Annotated in this window: 13 protein-coding genes; 11 read left to right on the top strand and 2 right to left on the bottom strand. The window is 61.4% G+C overall.

What is annotated here, in order from left to right; all coding sequences use genetic code 11:
- The first annotated feature begins 101 nt into the window (after positions 1-101).
- Both MHM84_RS04800 and MHM84_RS04795 read left to right on the top strand, forming a co-directional pair.
- Positions 102-758 carry a tellurite resistance TerB family protein gene (locus tag MHM84_RS04800; RefSeq protein ID WP_239263050.1) on the top strand — a complete coding sequence of 219 codons (657 nt, stop codon included), beginning with the start codon at positions 102-104 and terminating at the stop codon, positions 756-758.
- Positions 759-1,054: 296 nt separating this feature from the next.
- The gene (locus tag MHM84_RS04795) at positions 1,055-3,352 is read left to right on the top strand and encodes a DUF3141 domain-containing protein (protein ID WP_239263047.1); all 2,298 of its coding nucleotides are present in this window, start codon (positions 1,055-1,057) and stop codon (positions 3,350-3,352) included.
- A 61-nt stretch (positions 3,353-3,413) separates the two neighbouring features.
- Here MHM84_RS04795 and MHM84_RS04790 read toward each other — a convergent pair whose 3' ends face one another.
- Positions 3,414-3,893, bottom strand: coding sequence for a methylglyoxal synthase (locus tag MHM84_RS04790; protein WP_239263044.1), 480 nt, complete (start codon positions 3,891-3,893; stop codon positions 3,414-3,416).
- Positions 3,893-5,356, bottom strand: coding sequence for a pyruvate kinase (pyk, locus tag MHM84_RS04785; RefSeq protein WP_239263041.1), 1,464 nt, complete (start codon positions 5,354-5,356; stop codon positions 3,893-3,895). The genes MHM84_RS04790 and pyk overlap by 1 nt, the downstream gene beginning before the upstream one ends.
- A 442-nt stretch (positions 5,357-5,798) precedes the next feature.
- Between pyk and topA the strand changes: the two genes are divergently transcribed.
- The 9 genes from topA (at position 5,799) to MHM84_RS04740 (ending at position 16,155) form a co-directional block, all read left to right on the top strand.
- Entirely contained in the window at positions 5,799-8,423 is a 2,625-nt protein-coding gene (topA, locus tag MHM84_RS04780) for a type I DNA topoisomerase (RefSeq protein WP_239263038.1), read from the top strand.
- Positions 8,420-8,881 carry a DUF6586 family protein gene (locus tag MHM84_RS04775; RefSeq protein ID WP_239263036.1) on the top strand — a complete coding sequence of 154 codons (462 nt, stop codon included), beginning with the start codon at positions 8,420-8,422 and terminating at the stop codon, positions 8,879-8,881. Before topA ends, MHM84_RS04775 begins: the two co-directional genes overlap by 4 nt.
- A gap of 100 nt (positions 8,882-8,981) precedes the next feature.
- On the top strand, positions 8,982-9,218 hold the full coding sequence (locus tag MHM84_RS04770) for a hypothetical protein (protein ID WP_239263033.1): 237 nt from the start codon (positions 8,982-8,984) through the stop codon (positions 9,216-9,218).
- A 133-nt stretch (positions 9,219-9,351) separates the two neighbouring features.
- Complete coding sequence (locus tag MHM84_RS04765) at positions 9,352-10,467, top strand: cobalamin-independent methionine synthase II family protein (protein WP_239263030.1); 1,116 nt, start codon at positions 9,352-9,354, stop codon at positions 10,465-10,467.
- Positions 10,468-10,532: 65 nt separating this feature from the next.
- Complete coding sequence (locus tag MHM84_RS04760; RefSeq protein ID WP_239263027.1) at positions 10,533-11,384, top strand: transglutaminase family protein; 852 nt, start codon at positions 10,533-10,535, stop codon at positions 11,382-11,384.
- 41 nt (positions 11,385-11,425) lie between these two features.
- The gene (locus MHM84_RS04755) at positions 11,426-11,914 is read left to right on the top strand and encodes an NYN domain-containing protein (RefSeq protein ID WP_239263845.1); all 489 of its coding nucleotides are present in this window, start codon (positions 11,426-11,428) and stop codon (positions 11,912-11,914) included.
- A 410-nt stretch (positions 11,915-12,324) separates the two neighbouring features.
- On the top strand, positions 12,325-13,539 hold the full coding sequence (locus MHM84_RS04750) for a thiamine pyrophosphate-dependent dehydrogenase E1 component subunit alpha (RefSeq protein WP_239263024.1): 1,215 nt from the start codon (positions 12,325-12,327) through the stop codon (positions 13,537-13,539).
- Entirely contained in the window at positions 13,532-14,509 is a 978-nt protein-coding gene (locus MHM84_RS04745; RefSeq protein WP_239263021.1) for a transketolase C-terminal domain-containing protein, read from the top strand. The genes MHM84_RS04750 and MHM84_RS04745 overlap by 8 nt, the downstream gene beginning before the upstream one ends.
- A 26-nt stretch (positions 14,510-14,535) precedes the next feature.
- Entirely contained in the window at positions 14,536-16,155 is a 1,620-nt protein-coding gene (locus tag MHM84_RS04740) for a dihydrolipoyllysine-residue acetyltransferase (protein ID WP_239263020.1), read from the top strand.
- Positions 16,156-16,171 lie beyond the last annotated feature (16 nt).

Here is a 16,171-nt window from a genome sequence, read left to right as displayed (position 1 = left end):
CGTTTCTCTCTGCATATTCTTGCCCGGCCATGCGCCGGGCTTTTGTTTTCGTCTGCATTGCCTATGCTGACTGCAGACATTTCAAGATGGGAGGACGAGCGATGAACGCCAAGGGCATGCTCGAGGGGTTGATGAAACAGGCAAGCCATGGCGCTAGCCAGGCCAAGCACGGTGGCGCCGACATTGGTAAGCTTTTCGGCAGCAGTGCGCTGGGTCTCATGGTGGGCACCAAGCGTGGACGCAAGATGAGCGGAAAAGCCCTCAAGTATGGCGTGATTGCCGGGGTGGGCATGCTGGCCTGGAAGGCGTGGCAACGGCGACAGGCGACACAGTCGGAAGCGGCCGCGTACGAGGCGGCGGTCGAGGACGAGCCGCCTTTCGAGCGGCTGCAGGACGAGGTCGCCAAGGAGCGCCGCAGTCAGATGATTCTCAGGGCCATGATTGCTGCCGCCTGTTCGGACGGGCATCTCGACGAGGTCGAGCGGAGTCAATTGGGCGAGCAGATCGAGGCCATGGGAGCCGATCCCGAATTGCAGGCCTGGGCAGGACAGCAGATGCTGTCGCCGCCGAGCGTAGTCGAATTGGCCTTGGAAGCCGACTCCGGCCAGGCTGCACGAGAAATGTATCTGGCCAGCGCCGCTATCATCGACGACCAGAACCCCGCTGAACGGGCCTGGCTCGATGAGTTTGCCGCTGCGCTGAAGCTGGACGCGGACGTCGTCAGGGAGCTCGAGCTGCAGGCAGCGGCAGTGACCTGATCTGGGCAAACGAGACAGGACTCGCTGCGTGGTGTGGCGCTGATCCCGTGCAGTGCCAGGCCGGCTCCTGCATATGCCCATTCGCATCCAAACGGATGCCGACCGTGGCCTTGAAGCCGGCGCAGATACTGCGCCGGCGGGCATGATCTCAATTAATCATTCTCGCGCATGCTCTGACTCTTTATTGTGTGTTGCTGCGGTAAGGTAAGCGCAATTACGAATTGATCACTGCAAAATTGGTGTGATGGCGTTACTCTTATCTTGCAGTGCAGCAATCATCCTTGTGGAGTCGTGCCATGTTTCCCGTTTTTGCCACGTTTGCCGAAGCCGCCGGCGCGTTCTGGGATCCGTTGGGGGTCGGGCGTGCTGCCATCGATTATTGGCGGGACGTCAGCGAGCGCAGTGTGCTTTACCTCGACGTCATGCGTCAGCGCGGCAACCAGTATTTGGAGCACATGGAACAGACCAAGCCCAATGTGCTGGGCTTCGATGCCGAAGTGCTGATGGATGGGCGCACGCTGCCGAATCCGGTCAACTACGAGTTGATGCGCATCATTCCGCCCCAAGGGACCGACATCGATGAGAGCATGCGTCCTTTCGTCGTCGTCGATCCGCGTGCCGGTCATGGGCCGGGCATCGGCGGATTCAAGCCCGACAGTGAAATCGGTGTCGCGCTGAGGGCCGGGCATCCCTGCTATTTCATCGGTTTTCTGCCTTTTCCCGTTCCCGGTCAGAGCGTGGAAGACGTCGTCGAGGCGGAAGTGCAGTTTTTAAGGCATGTCATCGACAGGCATCCCCAAACGGCCGAGAAGCCCATGGTGGTCGGCAATTGCCAGGCTGGCTGGCAGCTCATGATGGCGGCGGCCCTGGAGCCCGAGTGTTTTGGCCCCATTCTCATTGCCGGGGCGCCGCTGTCGTATTGGGCCGGCGAGCGAGGCAAGGCCCCGATGCGCTATTCGGCAGGTCTGCTTGGGGGAAGCTGGGTCACCGCGCTGGCCGGCGACCTCGGACATGGCCATTTCGATGGTGCCCTGTTGGTCCAGAACTTCGAGAAGCTCAATCCAGCGAACACTTTATGGACCAAGCAGTACCGTCTTTTTGCCAACGTGGACAGCGAGGCCCGGCGTTATTTGCAGTTCGAGCGTTGGTGGGGTGGGCATGTGGTACTCAATGCCGAGGAAATCCAGTACATCGTCGACAATCTGTTCGTCGGCAATCGTCTGAGTACGGCGCAACTGACGACCCGGGATGGACGGCGCATCGATCTGCGTAACGTGCGTTCGCCGATCGTGGTGTTCTGCTCCAAGGGCGACGATATCACGCCGCCGCCTCAGGCGCTTGGTTGGATCGAGGACCTGTACGACAGCGTCGACGATATCGTGGCCAACGAGCAGACCATCGTCTATTGCGTGCATGACACGACCGGCCATCTCGGCATCTTCGTGTCGGGTAGTGTATCCCGCAAGGAGCACACCGAATTCACGGCCAACATGGACTATATCGATATCCTGCCTCCCGGCCTCTATGAAACCCAGGTGACGGAGAAGCCGGCCTCGGCGGCGAACCCCGATCTCGTCGACGGAGATTACTTGCTGGAGTTCAGCCCGCGTACACTCGAGGATATCGATGCCATCGTACACAACCGGCCGGAGGATCAGCGGCGCTTCGCCACGGTGGCACGCATCTCCGATATCAATTTGGGCCTGTATCGCCGTTATTGGCAGCCTTGGTTGCAAGCAGTGATGACGCCCGAGGCGGCGCGCTGGATTCGCCGTATACATCCGATCCGTCTGGGTTACAAGTTGCTGTCGGATCGCAATCCGCTAACGGTGCCATTGCCCGTCATGGCCGAGGCGATCAAGGCCAATCGGCATACGGTCGAGGCGAGCAATCCGTTCCGAGTTGCCGAAGGCATGGTTTCGGACCAGATAGAGCACTCTCTGGAAGGATACCGGGAGGTTCGCGATTCGCTTTCCGAGTGGCTGTTCATGCAGATCTACGGTCAGCCATGGCTGCAGATCATGTCGGGCCTTGGTGCAACGCAGGAGCGGGTATTGCCCAATCCCGGCGCGCAGCCCGAGCATCGTCGCTTCATCGCTCAGCGGCAACAGGAAGTGCTCGCATCAGTCGAACGTGGCAATAGCCATCACGCGGTCATGCGTGCGTTGATCTTCGTGCTGGGAGGTGCGCCGACCACGGACGAGCGCAACTTCCAGCGGCTGAAGGCCACTCGCGCCGAGATCGAGCCGAACATCGATCTGACCAGTTTCAAGGCGTTGGTCCGTGACCAGTTCTTCATCCTCAAGCAGGACAGTCATGCCGCGCTCGAGGCGCTGCCCGTGCTATTGGCTGGGGAAAGCGCCAAGGCCATCGATGCGCACTTTGCGCACATCGAGCAGGTGGTCTCGGCCAGCGGACCGCTGGATGCAAAGAGTCAGACTCGGCTGACGCTGGTACGCAAGCTGTTCGACAAGGCCAAGTCTGAAGAGCAGGGCGTCAGCGGTGAGAGTGGACGCAACGGCAAAACGATTGAGCCCAAGGCATTGGAGAAAACGGCATCCGACACGCCGCCTTCCGAATCGTCTCAGTCCTGACGCTGCGAGCCCATGAAAAAAACGCCGCCTTGCAGGCGGCGTTTTCGTTCGGGTGCTCGATTCAAGGCTGGGTGCGTGCCGCCACCCAGTCGCCCGCGTCAGGTATGGCCATGCGATACTCTTCAGCGAGATAGGGCGAGCTGATAAGAAAATCCGCGCTGGCCGCATTGCAGGCGACCGGAATGTTCCACAGCGCCGCCAGGCGCAGCAAAGCCTTGACGTCCGGGTCGTGAGGCATGGGCGCGAACGGATCCCAAAAGAACACCAGCATGTCCAGACGCTGCTCGGTGATCCGTGCGCCGATCTGCTGATCGCCACCCAGCGGACCACTCATCAGCCCTTCTACGCTCAGGCCAAGTGCCGCTGCGACACGCTTGGCGGTGGTGCCGGTGCCAACCAGGTCGTGCTGACCTAGCGTCTCACGCCAGCGATCCGCCCATTCCAGCAGTTCGTCTTTCTTGCCGTCGTGGGCGATCAAGGCGATACGCTTGCGCTGGGGGAGTATCCGCTGGGCCTTGCGCGTTGGTCGCTGCTCGCTCATCACACGTTTTCCACCTTGATGATCTTCATCGTGTTGGTGCCACCATGGGCATTCATGTGGTCGCCGCGAGTCAGGATGATGTGATCTCCAACCTCGGCAAGCCCCCGCTCGACCATCACTTCGATGGCGCGCTGATTGAGTTCCAGCGGCGTCATGTCGCTAGTATCGAAGGGCAGCGAAACCACGCCACGGTAGAGTGCCATGCGCCGCTGGGCGGCAGGGCTGTGGGCAAGGCCGACGATGGGCAGGCCCGAGCGGATGCGCGAGGCGATCAGCGGCGTGTATCCGGTGGAGGTCATGCAGGCAATGGCCGCTACGCCATCGAGGTGGTTGGCGGCATACATTGCCGACAGCGCCACGGTCTCGTCGATGCGGGTGAAGTCCTCGTGAATGCGATGCTTCGATTCCTGAATGCTGCGCTCGCGCTCGGCGCCCAGGCACAGGCGAACCATGGCCTCGACAGTCTCCACCGGGTAGTCGCCTGCAGCGGTCTCGGCGGACAGCATGACGGCATCGGTGCCGTCGAGTACGGCGTTGGCTACATCGAATACCTCGGCGCGGGTCGGTAGGGGCGCCTGGATCATCGACTCCATCATCTGGGTGGCGGTGATCACCGCACGATTGAGGCTGCGCGAACGCTGAATGATGCGCTTTTGCACACCGATCAGTTGGGCATCGCCGATCTCCACGCCGAGATCGCCGCGAGCCACCATGACCGCTTCGGATGCGCGGATGATGTCATCCAGCGTCTGGTCATCGGCCACCGCCTCGGCACGCTCGATCTTGGCCACCAAGCCAATGTGCTTACCGGCCTCGCCAAGCAGATCGCGGGCCAGTTGCATGTCGGCGGCGCTACGCGGGAACGAAACCGCCAGGTAATCCACACCGATATCGATGGCGGTCTTCAGATCCTCGCGGTCCTTGTCGGTGAGGGCGGCGGCAGACAGCCCGCCACCCTGCTTGTTGATGCCCTTGTTGTTGGACAGCTTGCCGCCGACGCGTACGGTAGTGTGCACTTGCGGCGGGTTGACGCGATCGACTACCAGCTCGAGGCGGCCATCGTCGAGCAGCAGGACATCGCCAGCCTCGACGTCTTCTGCCAGCGACTTGTAGTCGCAGCCGACCTGGGTGGCATCGCCAGCATCACGGTCGAGCGAGACGTCGAGAATGAATTTCTGGTCTTCGGCGAGAGTGACCGAGCCTTCGGCGAAGCGAGCGATACGGATCTTTGGTCCTTGCAAGTCTCCCAGGGCGGCGACGGTGCGGCCGTGACGCTCGGCGGCTTCGCGCACGGCCTGCAGGCGGCGGCGGTGATCGTCGGGGCTGCCGTGGGAGAAGTTCAGGCGCACCACGTCGACCCCAGCCTGTATCAGCTCGTCGAGGATCCCGTCGCGATCGCTGGCGGGACCCAGAGTGGCGACGATTTTGGTGCGACGGATGGGGGCATGTACAGGGCCGTGCATGAGGGACTCCTTCTTGCCTATATAGAAGTGGGCAGCGTTTGGCTCATGGGCGTTCGGCTACCCGACATTGTCGTACAAAAATCATGTAGTCATTTTACTACATGATACAGCATGCCGCCGGCTAGCGGAAAACGCCTCGCCAATTCAAGTCATAGCTTCAGCGGACGATGTAACAACACGATGAAACGACTAGGCAACCGGGGCATTTGGATAGCTCATGCCTTGCATGGTCATACCGGGCGCGTCTAGTGTCACTGAGAGCCCGTACTCACCAGGCGACTACGCTACCCTGGCATTTCTGCCGATGACGTGCGCGGCCCCTGCGGAGGCGTTAACTGGCGCAAAGCGAATGGCTGGGGTAGGGTAGGCGCATTTTTCCGTCTCCCCGATGGACAGGCCGCCGATGGCTGACATCGGCCTCGAAGAAAGATTTTGGAGCACTATGGGCAAGTCACTGGTGATCGTCGAGTCGCCGGCCAAGGCCAAGACGATCAACAAATACCTTGGCAACGACTTCATTGTGAAGTCGAGCGTAGGCCATATCCGCGACCTGCCGACCAGCGGCTCGGGCAAGAACGCCAGCGATCCCAAGGAGCGCGCTCGTCAGGCTGCCGCCACACGCAAGATGTCGCCCGAGGAAAAGGCGGCCTACAAGAAACGGAAATCCTGGGACCAGTTGGTCCGTCGCATGGGTATCGACCCCGAGCATGGCTGGCAGGCCAATTACGAGATCCTGCCGGGCAAGGAAAAGGTCGTGGCCGAACTGGCCAAGCTGGCCGAAAAGGCCGATGCCATTTATCTGGCCACCGACTTGGACCGCGAAGGGGAGGCCATCGCCTGGCACCTCAAGGAAACCATCGGCGGCGACGACGAACGCTACAAGCGTGTGGTCTTCAACGAGATCACCAAGAATGCCATCAAGGAGGCGTTCAAATCGCCCGGCAGTCTCAACGTCCCGAGGGTCGAGGCACAGCAATCGCGACGTTTCCTGGACAGGGTCGTGGGGTTCATGCTCTCGCCGCTGCTTTGGAACAAAGTTGCGCGTGGACTTTCCGCCGGTCGCGTGCAGTCGGTGGCCGTCCGGCTGATCGTCGAGCGCGAGCGCGAAATTCGGGCCTTTATCCCCGAGGAGTTCTGGGACGTCCATGCCGATCTGGTCAGTCCGGCAGGGGAGCCGGTACGTTTCGAGCTGGTGCGCCAGGACGGCAAGCCGTTCCGGCCGACCTCCGAGGCAGAGACCCAGGAGCGCATTGCCGCCCTGAAGCAGGCAGCGCTGGCGATCACGGCGCGTGAAGAAAAGCCGACCCGCTCCAAGCCGAATGCGCCGTTCATCACTTCGACGCTGCAGCAGGCTGCCAGCGGCCGGTTGGGGTTCTCGGTGAAGAAAACCATGACGTTGGCCCAGCGGCTTTATGAGGCGGGTTACATCACCTACATGCGTACCGATTCCACCAACCTGTCGCAGGATGCGGTGAACGGGGTGCGCGATTATATCGAAAGCGAATTCGGCAAGCGCTACCTGCCCGAATCACCCAACCGTTATAGCAGCAAGGAAGGCGCACAGGAGGCCCACGAGGCGATTCGTCCCTCCGAGGTAAACCGTACCGCCAACGACCTGTCGGGAATGGAGCGCGATGCGGAGCGGCTCTACGATCTGATCTGGCGCCAGTTCGTGGCGTGCCAGATGCCACCAGCAGAATATCTGTCGACCACCCTGACCGTGGAAACCGGTGGCTATGAGCTGCGTGCCAAAGGGCGCGTGCTCAAGTTCGACGGCTACACCCGCGTGCTCAAGCCTGCCGGCAAGAAAGATGAGGACCAGACCCTGCCGGATCTGGCCGAGGGCACGTCGATGACGCTGGAGCGGCTGGATCCGCAGCAGCACTTCACCAAGCCGCCGGCCCGCTACACCGAGGCGAGCCTGGTCAAGGAATTGGAAAAGCGCGGTATTGGCAGGCCTTCCACCTATGCCTCGATCATTTCCACGATTCAGGATCGGGGCTACGTCAAGCTCGAGAACCGGCGCTTCTACGCCGAGAAGCTCGGCGATATCGTCACCGACCGGTTGACGGAGTCGTTCAGCGATCTGATGGATTACGGTTTTACCGCCCGCATGGAAGACAGCCTCGATGAGGTGGCCGAAGGCGAGCGCAATTGGCGAGGCCTGCTCGATGACTTTTATGCCGAGTTCCGGGCCAAGCTAGAGCGGGCCGAGGAGGGCATGCGCCCCAATCAGCCGGTGCCCACCGATATCGACTGCCCGAGCTGTGGGCGTGAGATGCAGATCCGCACCGCCTCGACCGGTGTGTTCCTGGGATGCTCCGGCTACAATCTGCCGCCCAAGGAGCGCTGCAAGACCACCATCGACTTGATTCCCGGTGACGAGGCGGTGGCCGCCGATGCCGATGAAAATGCCGAAACCGATGCGCTGCGCGCCAAGCGCCGCTGTCCCGAGTGCGGCACGGCAATGGACAGCTACCTGATCGACGAGACACGCAAGCTGCACATCTGTGGTAACAGCCCCGATTGCAATGGCCATGAGGTGGAAAAGGGACGCTTCAAGCTCAAGGGCTATGAGGGGCCGACCATCGAGTGCGACAAATGCGGCAGTGACATGCAGCTCAAGTCGGGACGCTTCGGCAAGTACTTCGGTTGTACCAATGAGAACTGCAAGAATACCCGCAAGCTGCTAAAGAACGGTGAGGTTGCGCCGCCCAAGATGGATCCGATTCCCATGCCGGAGCTGGCTTGCCAGAAGGTCGACGATCACTACGTATTGCGTGACGGGGCCAGCGGGTTGTTCCTGGCCGCCAGCCAGTTTCCCAAGAATCGCGAAACGCGCGCTCCCCTGGTCGAGGAACTCAAGTCACACGCCGCCGAGCTGCCCGAGAAGTATCATTTTCTTCTCGACGCCCCGAGCAAGGATCCCGATGGACGCCCGGCCCAGATCCGTTTCGCGCGCAAGACCAAGAGCCAGTACGTCATGACCGAAGAGGACGGCAAGGCTAGCGGATGGAAGGCGACCTATGACGATGGCCGCTGGCATATCGAGGATAAGCGTAAATGACGCCGAGAAGTCGAACCAACCAGTTGTTGTATCAGGCGGAACTGTTGCTCAACCTCTCTGTCGGAAATGACGAGCATGCAGCCTCGCGCCGCATGGCCGGTGAAGAGGGGGCGCTGGCGCTGATGGAACTGGCCCTGAACGCCGCACTGCGTGAGTTGACGGAGCATGCTAGGCTGGCGCGACATGACTGGCGCGAGCTACTGGGCAATGGCGGCGAAGCCATCGCCGAGGTCCAGCGTCTGCGCGAGATGAGAGAAATGCCCGACAGCTGGCTGGCGGTGCTGACCATGCGCATCGAGACATTGCACGGTGTCGAGGGTGCGGCGCGGCGGGAAAGCCAGGATGAGACGTTGATCGTTGCCGCCGATCGCCTGGCGTTGGCCGATGAGCTGCGCTGGTGCCTGCGTGAATTCAAGACGTCGCTGAGTGAACTGCGTGAAACCAGCATCGAATGGTGACGCCTTTCCGGCCGGAGTGGTAACCTTAGGGAAAATAACGGCCATGGCGAATCGCTATGGTCGTTTTTCATTACACGGTTCTCGACTAGCCGAGGTGTTTGTGTCCGAGACTGCCATACTGGAAATCGTTGAGCTCGCCGATGGCGAGATCGTATTACGCCCTGCCGAAGGCGAGGGCCAGCCGTTACTGAGTATCCGTATCTCGGACGAGGCGGCTGATCTGCTGCGTAACAGCCGTTTCGAGGTGGCCCGCGAAATGATCGATCATGCCATTACCCGAACCACGCTCTGGGAAGGGGGCGAGGAAGAGCCCGAGATAGCCGACACGGTTCACTGAGTCGCCGATCTGTCGTTCGTCTTCCGTATCATCCGCTTGAGCTACATTCATACAGACGTGAAAGATGCTCGTTAGCCTTCTCATGAATGGCTAGGCATAGTGGAGGGACCTTCTTTGCCAAGCGAGTTCAGCCATGACCCGACCACAAGCGCCCTTTCGTGCCGATACGGTAGGCAGCCTGCTACGCAGTGACGAACTCAAGGACGCCCGTCGACGCCGACAAGCCGGCGATATCGATGCCCAGTCACTGCGCGAGGTCGAAGATCGGGAAATTCGACGCATCGTAGCCCGCCAGGAAGAGATCGGCCTCGAGGCGGTGACCGACGGCGAGTTTCGTCGCGCCTGGTGGCACTTCGATTTTCTGGAGCGCCTGCGTGGCGTCGAGGGGTATCAAGCCGAGCAGGGCATACAGTTTCAGGGCCAGGCGACCCAGGCGCGTGGCGTTCGCGTCATCGACAGGCTTGGCTTCGATAGCCAGCATCCCATGCTCGACGACTATCGCTTTCTGCATGACACGGTGTCTTCGGCCATGCCCAAGATGACCATCCCCAGTCCCAGCGTGCTGCATTTCCGAGGCGGACGCAGAAACATCGATTCGAGCGTTTATCCCAGCCTGGATGCCTTCTTCGCCGACCTGGCGGATACCTACCGCGATGCCGTGAGCGCCTTCTACGATGCCGGCTGCCGTTACCTGCAGCTCGACGACACCGTCTGGGCCTATCTTTGCTCGCAGAAGGAGCTGGATGCGGCGCGCTCACGCGGCGACGACCCCGATCATCTGCAGCGTATCTATGCCGAAGTGCTCAATCATGCCTTGGCCGGTCGGCCCGAAGACCTTTACGTCAGCCTGCATGTCTGTCGGGGCAATTTCCGTTCGACATGGATCAGCGAGGGGGGCTACGAGCCGGTGGCGAAGACCCTGCTCGGCGACGTCGATGTCGACGCCTACTTCCTCGAATACGATACCGAGCGTGCCGGTGGGTTCGAGCCGCTACGCTTTTTGCCCGAAGGCCACAAACAAGTGGTGCTCGGCCTGGTGACGACCAAGACAGGGGCGCTGGAACCCGTCGAGGAAATCGCCAAGCGCATCGATGAAGCCCAGCGCTTCGTTGCCCTCGACCAGCTTTGTCTGAGCCCACAGTGCGGCTTCGCATCCACCGAGGAAGGCAACCTGCTCAGTGAAGAAGAGCAGTGGGAAAAGCTGCGCCTGGTAGTCGGCACGGCCCAATCCATCTGGAACCGGAAATAAGTACCACTCGTCCTAAAAGAGCGATCATCTTTGGCCGATGGCGCGTATGCTCAAGGTTCCATCTCATGGGCCTTGTCACAATGCAACTTCGCATCGGTTACGAAATCGTTTACGAGTGTCCCCAGCCGACGCCAATGATTTTAATGACCCACGTTCATTATTCGCGGGTGTCGGATCTTATGGCGCCGGATCACTTGGTGACCAGGCCAACCTTGCCGACGGCCGCCTATCGCGACTCCTTCGGAAACTGGTGCGCGCGCCTGGTTGCCCCTTCAGGACGTATCGAGATCACGACGGATACCGTAATCCGTGATTCGGGGCAGCCAGATCCTGTCTGTCATTGGGCTGGCCAGGTGCCGGTCGAGTCCTTGCCCGCCGAGACGTTGCTGTTCCTGCTGGGCAGTCGATACTGCGAGACCGACCGCCTCTCCGATATCGCCTGGGGATTGTTCGGGACAACTACCCCTGGCTGGGAGCGCGTGCAGGCGATCTGTACCTTCGTGCACCAGCACATCACTTTCGGTTATCACTTTGCCCGCGCGACCAAGTCTGCCTTTGAGGTCTATCAGGAACGCGGCGGAGTGTGCCGGGATTTTGCCCACCTGGCCATTGCACTGTGTCGGGCGATGAATATTCCGGCGCGGTACTGCACCGGTTATTTGAGCGACATCGCGATACCGCCGCCACATTCGCCGATGGATTTTCATGCTTGGTTCGAGGCCTACCTGGACACGGGGTGGTACACGTTCGACCCGCGTAACAATGACCGACGTATCGGGCGTGTGCTGATTGCCTATGGGCGAGATGCCGCTGACGTTCCGATCGCCCACACGTTTGGGCCTGCGATCCTGAGCGGATTTCGTGTCTGGACGGACGAGAATGGCGCAACGCTTCCCGATGAGAGGTCACGCCAATGAATCATGACGGCATGAATTCCCGTACCAAGGTGGCGTCGGGGATGGAGCGTGTTGCCATTCTGGTCGATGTCCAGAATGTCTATTACACGACGAGGCAGGCCTTTGGTCGCCACTTCGACTACAACGCCTTCTGGAGCTTGGTTACCAAGGAGAGGGAGGTCGTCGCTGCTGTGGCTTATGCGATCACGCGTGACGATGTCAAGCAGCGCCAATTCCAAAATATACTCCGCGGTGTCGGCTTCGAGGTGAAACTCAAACCCTATATCCAGCGTAGCGATGGCTCGGCCAAGGGCGATTGGGATGTAGGCATCACGCTGGACGCCATTCGCTTCGCCGAGCAGGTGGATCGCATCGTACTGGTCTCGGGCGATGGCGACTTCGATCTGCTTGCCCAACGAACGCGACACCGATATGGCGTAGCATTCGATGTCTTTGGCGTCGCCGAGCTGACGGCGCGCTCCCTGAGGCTGGCAGCCAGCAGGTTCTTCGCCATTGACGAGACCCTGCTGCTCGCAGGGGGGCGAGGCTAGGACGAATTCAACCCGATGAGCCGTTGGCCGAGGGGCTTCGCATTCTCATGCTCTCTTTCGAACGGTTCGCCTTACATGTCTTGGAATGCTATCCCCAGGCTTGAAAGCCACTATTCGCCAATTGTGCATATTCTGGACGATACATTTTTCAATTCCCAAAGCGGCCTCGTGCCGCCTTTTTGTAGTCTTGCATAGACTAACGTTGCAGGCCGCAATGGCTGACGTGGCGACGCGCTTTCTCTATCTTACGTTAACGTAAACCTGCAATTTTCCGCATTCGCCGGTGGGTCTCGCCAGCACGCGTACGGAAGATGCGGCGGCGACACCGTCGGCGGGTGACCGACATCAGGCACCCACAAGGTGTCACAGCGTCTCTCCCTACCCGGGAAACGAGAACGAGGAAGAGGACCATGACCACAACAACAACGGCACCCGTCGTGCATGCCCTGGCGTTCATGAACGGCGATGAGTTTCGTATCCCCGTCTTCAAGCTGCTCAAGCGGGACGGCACGCCCTACAAGCACGCCAAGCTGCCCGAACTCGACAAGGACAAGGCCCTGCGCATCTATCGCGCCATGCTGTTCACCCGCGTGCTCGACGAACGCATGCTGGCCGCCCAGCGCCAGGGGCGGCTGAGCTTCTACATGCAGTGCACCGGCGAGGAAGCCACCATCGTCGGCAGTGCCGCGGCGCTGGACGAGGAAGACATGATCATGGCCCAGTATCGCGAGCAGGGTGCGCTGGCCTATCGCGGCTTCGGCGTCGACGAGTTCATGAATCAGCTGTTCGGTAACGAGCTCGACTATGGCAAGGGCCGCCAGATGCCGGTGCACTATGGCTCGAAAGACCTGCACTACATGACCATCTCGTCGCCGCTGGCCACTCAGATTCCACAGGCCACCGGCTACGCCTATGGGCAGAAGATGTCCGGGCTCGGCCACTGTACGCTGACCGTGTTCGGCGAAGGGGCGGCATCGGAGGGCGATTTTCATGCCGCCCTGAACATGGCCTCGGTGCACCAGGTACCGGTCATCTTCCTGTGCCGCAACAACGGCTACGCGATTTCCACGCCGGCCCACGAGCAGTTTTCCGCCGACGGTATCGCGCCGCGAGCCTTCGGCTACCACATGAAGGTCGTGCGCGTCGATGGCAACGATATTCTCGCCGTCTATCAGGCGACACGCGAGGCACGTTGCTGGGCGGTGGAAAACAACCGACCGGTCCTGATCGAGGCCATGACCTATCGCCTGGCGGCTCATTCGTCGTCGGACGATCCCTCCGGCTATCGCAGCAAGAAGGAAGAGGAGGCCTGGCGCGACAAGGATCCGGTCCTTCGCATGCGTCTGTGGCTGGAGCAGCAGGGTTGGTGGACCGGGGAAGACGAGAAGCGCGAACAGGACGCCCTGCGGCGCGAGGTGCTGGAAGCCATGAAACGTGCCGAGAAACGGCCGCCGCCGCCGTTGGAGAGCCTGATCACCGATGTCTACGATCAGGTGCCGCCGCTGCTGGCCGAACAACTCGACAGGCTCAAGGACCATATCCGCAAGTACCCCGACGCCTACCCGAGGGGGGCCAGAAGCCTTGAGGAAGGCACCCAGGGCAGCGGAGGTGGCGAGCATGCCTAAGATGAACATGTTGCAGGCCATCAACAACGCGCTCGACATCGCCATGGCCGCGGATGACAAGGTGGTCTGCTTCGGTGAGGACGTGGGGATTTTCGGCGGCGTGTTCCGCGCCACCAGCCACCTGCAGGAAAAATACGGTCGGGCGCGCTGCTTCAACACACCACTGGTCGAGCAGGGCATCATCGGCTTCGCCAACGGCCTGGCAGCCCAGGGCTCGACGCCCGTGGCCGAGATCCAGTTCGCCGACTACATCTTTCCGGCCTTCGACCAGATCGTCAACGAGTCGGCCAAGTTTCGTTACCGTTCGGGGGATCTGTTCAACGTCGGCGGGCTGACCATCCGCACGCCCTACGGCGGGGGGATTTCCGGCGGGCTCTATCACTCACAGTCACCGGAGGCCTATTTCGCCCACACCCCCGGGCTCAAGATCGCGGTGCCGCGCAACCCCCACCAGGCCAAGGGCTTGCTGCTGGCGGCGATTCGCGATCCCAACCCGGTGCTGTTCTTCGAGCCCAAGCGCCTCTACCGCGCCTCCACCGGCGAAGTGCCGGAAGAGGACTACCAGCTGCCGCTCGGGCAGGCCGAGGTCGTCAAGGAGGGCGGCGACATTACCCTGCTGGCCTGGGGCGCGCAGATGGAAATGGTCGAGAAGGCTGCCGAACTCGCCGAGAAGGAGGGCATCTCCTGCGAGATCATCGACCTGCGCACCATCGTGCCGTGGGACATCGATACCGTGGTCGACTCGGTGCTCAAGACCGGGCGCCTGGTCGTCACCCATGAGGCGCCGCTGACCGGGGGCTTCGCCGGCGAGATCGCCGCAACCGTACAGGAGCGCTGTTTTCTCTACCTGGAATCGCCCATCGCCCGGGTGACCGGCCTGGATACGCCTTTTCCGCTGACGCTTGAGAAGGAGTACATGCCGGATCATCTCAAGGTCTTCGAGGCGATCAAGCAGAGCATGGCCTTTTGAGCACGGGACGATTCCAGGAGCAAACCATGAGCGATTTCATACTGCCGGACATCGGCGAGGGTATCGTCGAGTGCGAGCTGGTCAAATGGCTGATCAGCGAGGGCGACATCATCGAGGAAGACCAGCCGGTTGCCGAGGTCATGACCGACAAGGCGCTGGTGGAAATTCCCGCACCCCACCGGGGCCGTGTGACACGGCTTTACTACAAGGAGGGCGAGACCGCCAAGGTGCATGCACCGCTGTTTGCCGTCGAGGAAGAGAGCGACGGGGCAAAGGATGATGCGGTGCGCACCGCGGCCAGCGCTCGCGACCCAAAAGACGATCTTGAGAGTGATGCGCTACAGACTACGCAGGACGGCAATGGCAATGATGCCAGCGAGGACTTCATCCTGCCGGACATCGGCGAGGGCATCGTCGAGTGCGAGGTGGTGACCTGGCGCGTCCGCGAGGGCGACGAGATCGAGGAAGACCAGCCGGTGGTCGACGTGATGACCGACAAGGCGCTGGTCGAGATCACCGCCCCCGAGGCGGGGCGCGTCACGCGGCTCTACTATCGCGAGCAGGAAAGCGCCCGCGTGCATGCGCCACTGTTCGCCTTCGTGCCGCATGGCAGAGCCGCACAGCCGAAGCCAGGCGCTGCCTCGTCATCACCGGCGCCGGTGGCTTCCCGGCCCGAGTCCCGGCCGACGGCGGCATCCGCCGACAATACGCATGGTAAGGGCGCCTACGGACGCATTCCCGCCAGCCCGGCTGTGCGCCGCCTGGTGCGCGAACTCGGGGTGCGACTCGAGGACATTCCCGGCTCCGGCAAGGATGGTCGTGTGCTCAAGGAGGATATTCTGGCCTGGCAAAAGCAGGGTGGTGAAGCGACGCCGGCCGAACCTGTCGCTGCCCAGCAGAAACCGGCGCAGCCGGTGCCGGAGCGCAGCGCTGCCTCGGACGACGTCCGTGTCGAGCCGCTGCGTGGCATGCAGGCGGTCATGGCCCGGCGCATGGTCGAATCGGCCACGACCATTCCGCATTTCCATTACGGCGACGAGATCGACGTCACCGAGTTGCTGACCCTGCGCGATCGGCTCAAGGTACGTGCCGAGCGCGAAGGCATCCGTCTGACATTGATGCCGCTGATCATGAAGGCGATGGCCCTGGCGATTCAGGAGTTTCCTGTACTCAACAGCCGCCTGAGCGATGCCGGCGATGAAATCCACTACCTGCCGCACTGCAACGTCGGCATGGCGGTGGACGGCAAGTCCGGCCTGGTCGTGCCCAACGTCAAGCGGGTCGAACGCCTGAGCCTCATGGAGATCGCCCGCGAAGTCGAGCGACTTACCGCGGCGGCGCGAGAGGGCCGGGTCGCTCAGGACGACCTGCGTGACGGTACCATCAGTATTTCCAACATCGGGGCGCTGGGGGGCACCTATGCGGCGCCGATCATCAACGCGCCGGAAGTGGCTATCGTCGCCCTGGGTCGGGTTCAGCATCTGCCGCGCTTCGACACGGCAGGCAATGTGGTGTCACGGGCGATCATGACCGTTACCTGGGCGGGCGATCATCGCCTCATTGACGGTGGCACCATTGCGCGCTTCTGCAACCTGTGGAAGGGGTATCTGCAGGAACCGCAGGACATGTTGTTACACTTGGCCTGACGCCGGTCGGGCCCAA

Origin of the sequence: Halomonas sp. McH1-25, assembly GCF_022348165.1 — a bacterium.
In the GTDB taxonomy this organism is placed as follows: domain Bacteria; phylum Pseudomonadota; class Gammaproteobacteria; order Pseudomonadales; family Halomonadaceae; genus Modicisalibacter.
The sequence above is the reverse complement of the archived record's forward strand: the minus strand, read 5'-3'. Positions and strand labels throughout refer to the sequence as shown.

Excerpts from the sequence above, each read along its gene's own strand:
- MHM84_RS04760 (WP_239263027.1), top strand. The coding sequence starts at position 10,533 with ATGGGCCTTGTCACAATGCAACTTCGCATCGGTTACGAAATCGTTTAC.
- MHM84_RS04765 (WP_239263030.1), top strand. The coding sequence starts at position 9,352 with ATGACCCGACCACAAGCGCCCTTTCGTGCCGATACGGTAGGCAGCCTG.
- MHM84_RS04795 (WP_239263047.1), top strand. The coding sequence starts at position 1,055 with ATGTTTCCCGTTTTTGCCACGTTTGCCGAAGCCGCCGGCGCGTTCTGG.
- MHM84_RS04750 (WP_239263024.1), top strand. The coding sequence starts at position 12,325 with ATGACCACAACAACAACGGCACCCGTCGTGCATGCCCTGGCGTTCATG.
- topA (WP_239263038.1), top strand. The coding sequence starts at position 5,799 with ATGGGCAAGTCACTGGTGATCGTCGAGTCGCCGGCCAAGGCCAAGACG.
- pyk (WP_239263041.1), bottom strand. The coding sequence starts at position 5,356 with ATGCACGGCCCTGTACATGCCCCCATCCGTCGCACCAAAATCGTCGCC.
- MHM84_RS04775 (WP_239263036.1), top strand. The coding sequence starts at position 8,420 with ATGACGCCGAGAAGTCGAACCAACCAGTTGTTGTATCAGGCGGAACTG.
- MHM84_RS04745 (WP_239263021.1), top strand. The coding sequence starts at position 13,532 with ATGCCTAAGATGAACATGTTGCAGGCCATCAACAACGCGCTCGACATC.
- MHM84_RS04800 (WP_239263050.1), top strand. The coding sequence starts at position 102 with ATGAACGCCAAGGGCATGCTCGAGGGGTTGATGAAACAGGCAAGCCAT.
- MHM84_RS04740 (WP_239263020.1), top strand. The coding sequence starts at position 14,536 with ATGAGCGATTTCATACTGCCGGACATCGGCGAGGGTATCGTCGAGTGC.
- MHM84_RS04790 (WP_239263044.1), bottom strand. The coding sequence starts at position 3,893 with ATGAGCGAGCAGCGACCAACGCGCAAGGCCCAGCGGATACTCCCCCAG.
- MHM84_RS04755 (WP_239263845.1), top strand. The coding sequence starts at position 11,426 with ATGGAGCGTGTTGCCATTCTGGTCGATGTCCAGAATGTCTATTACACG.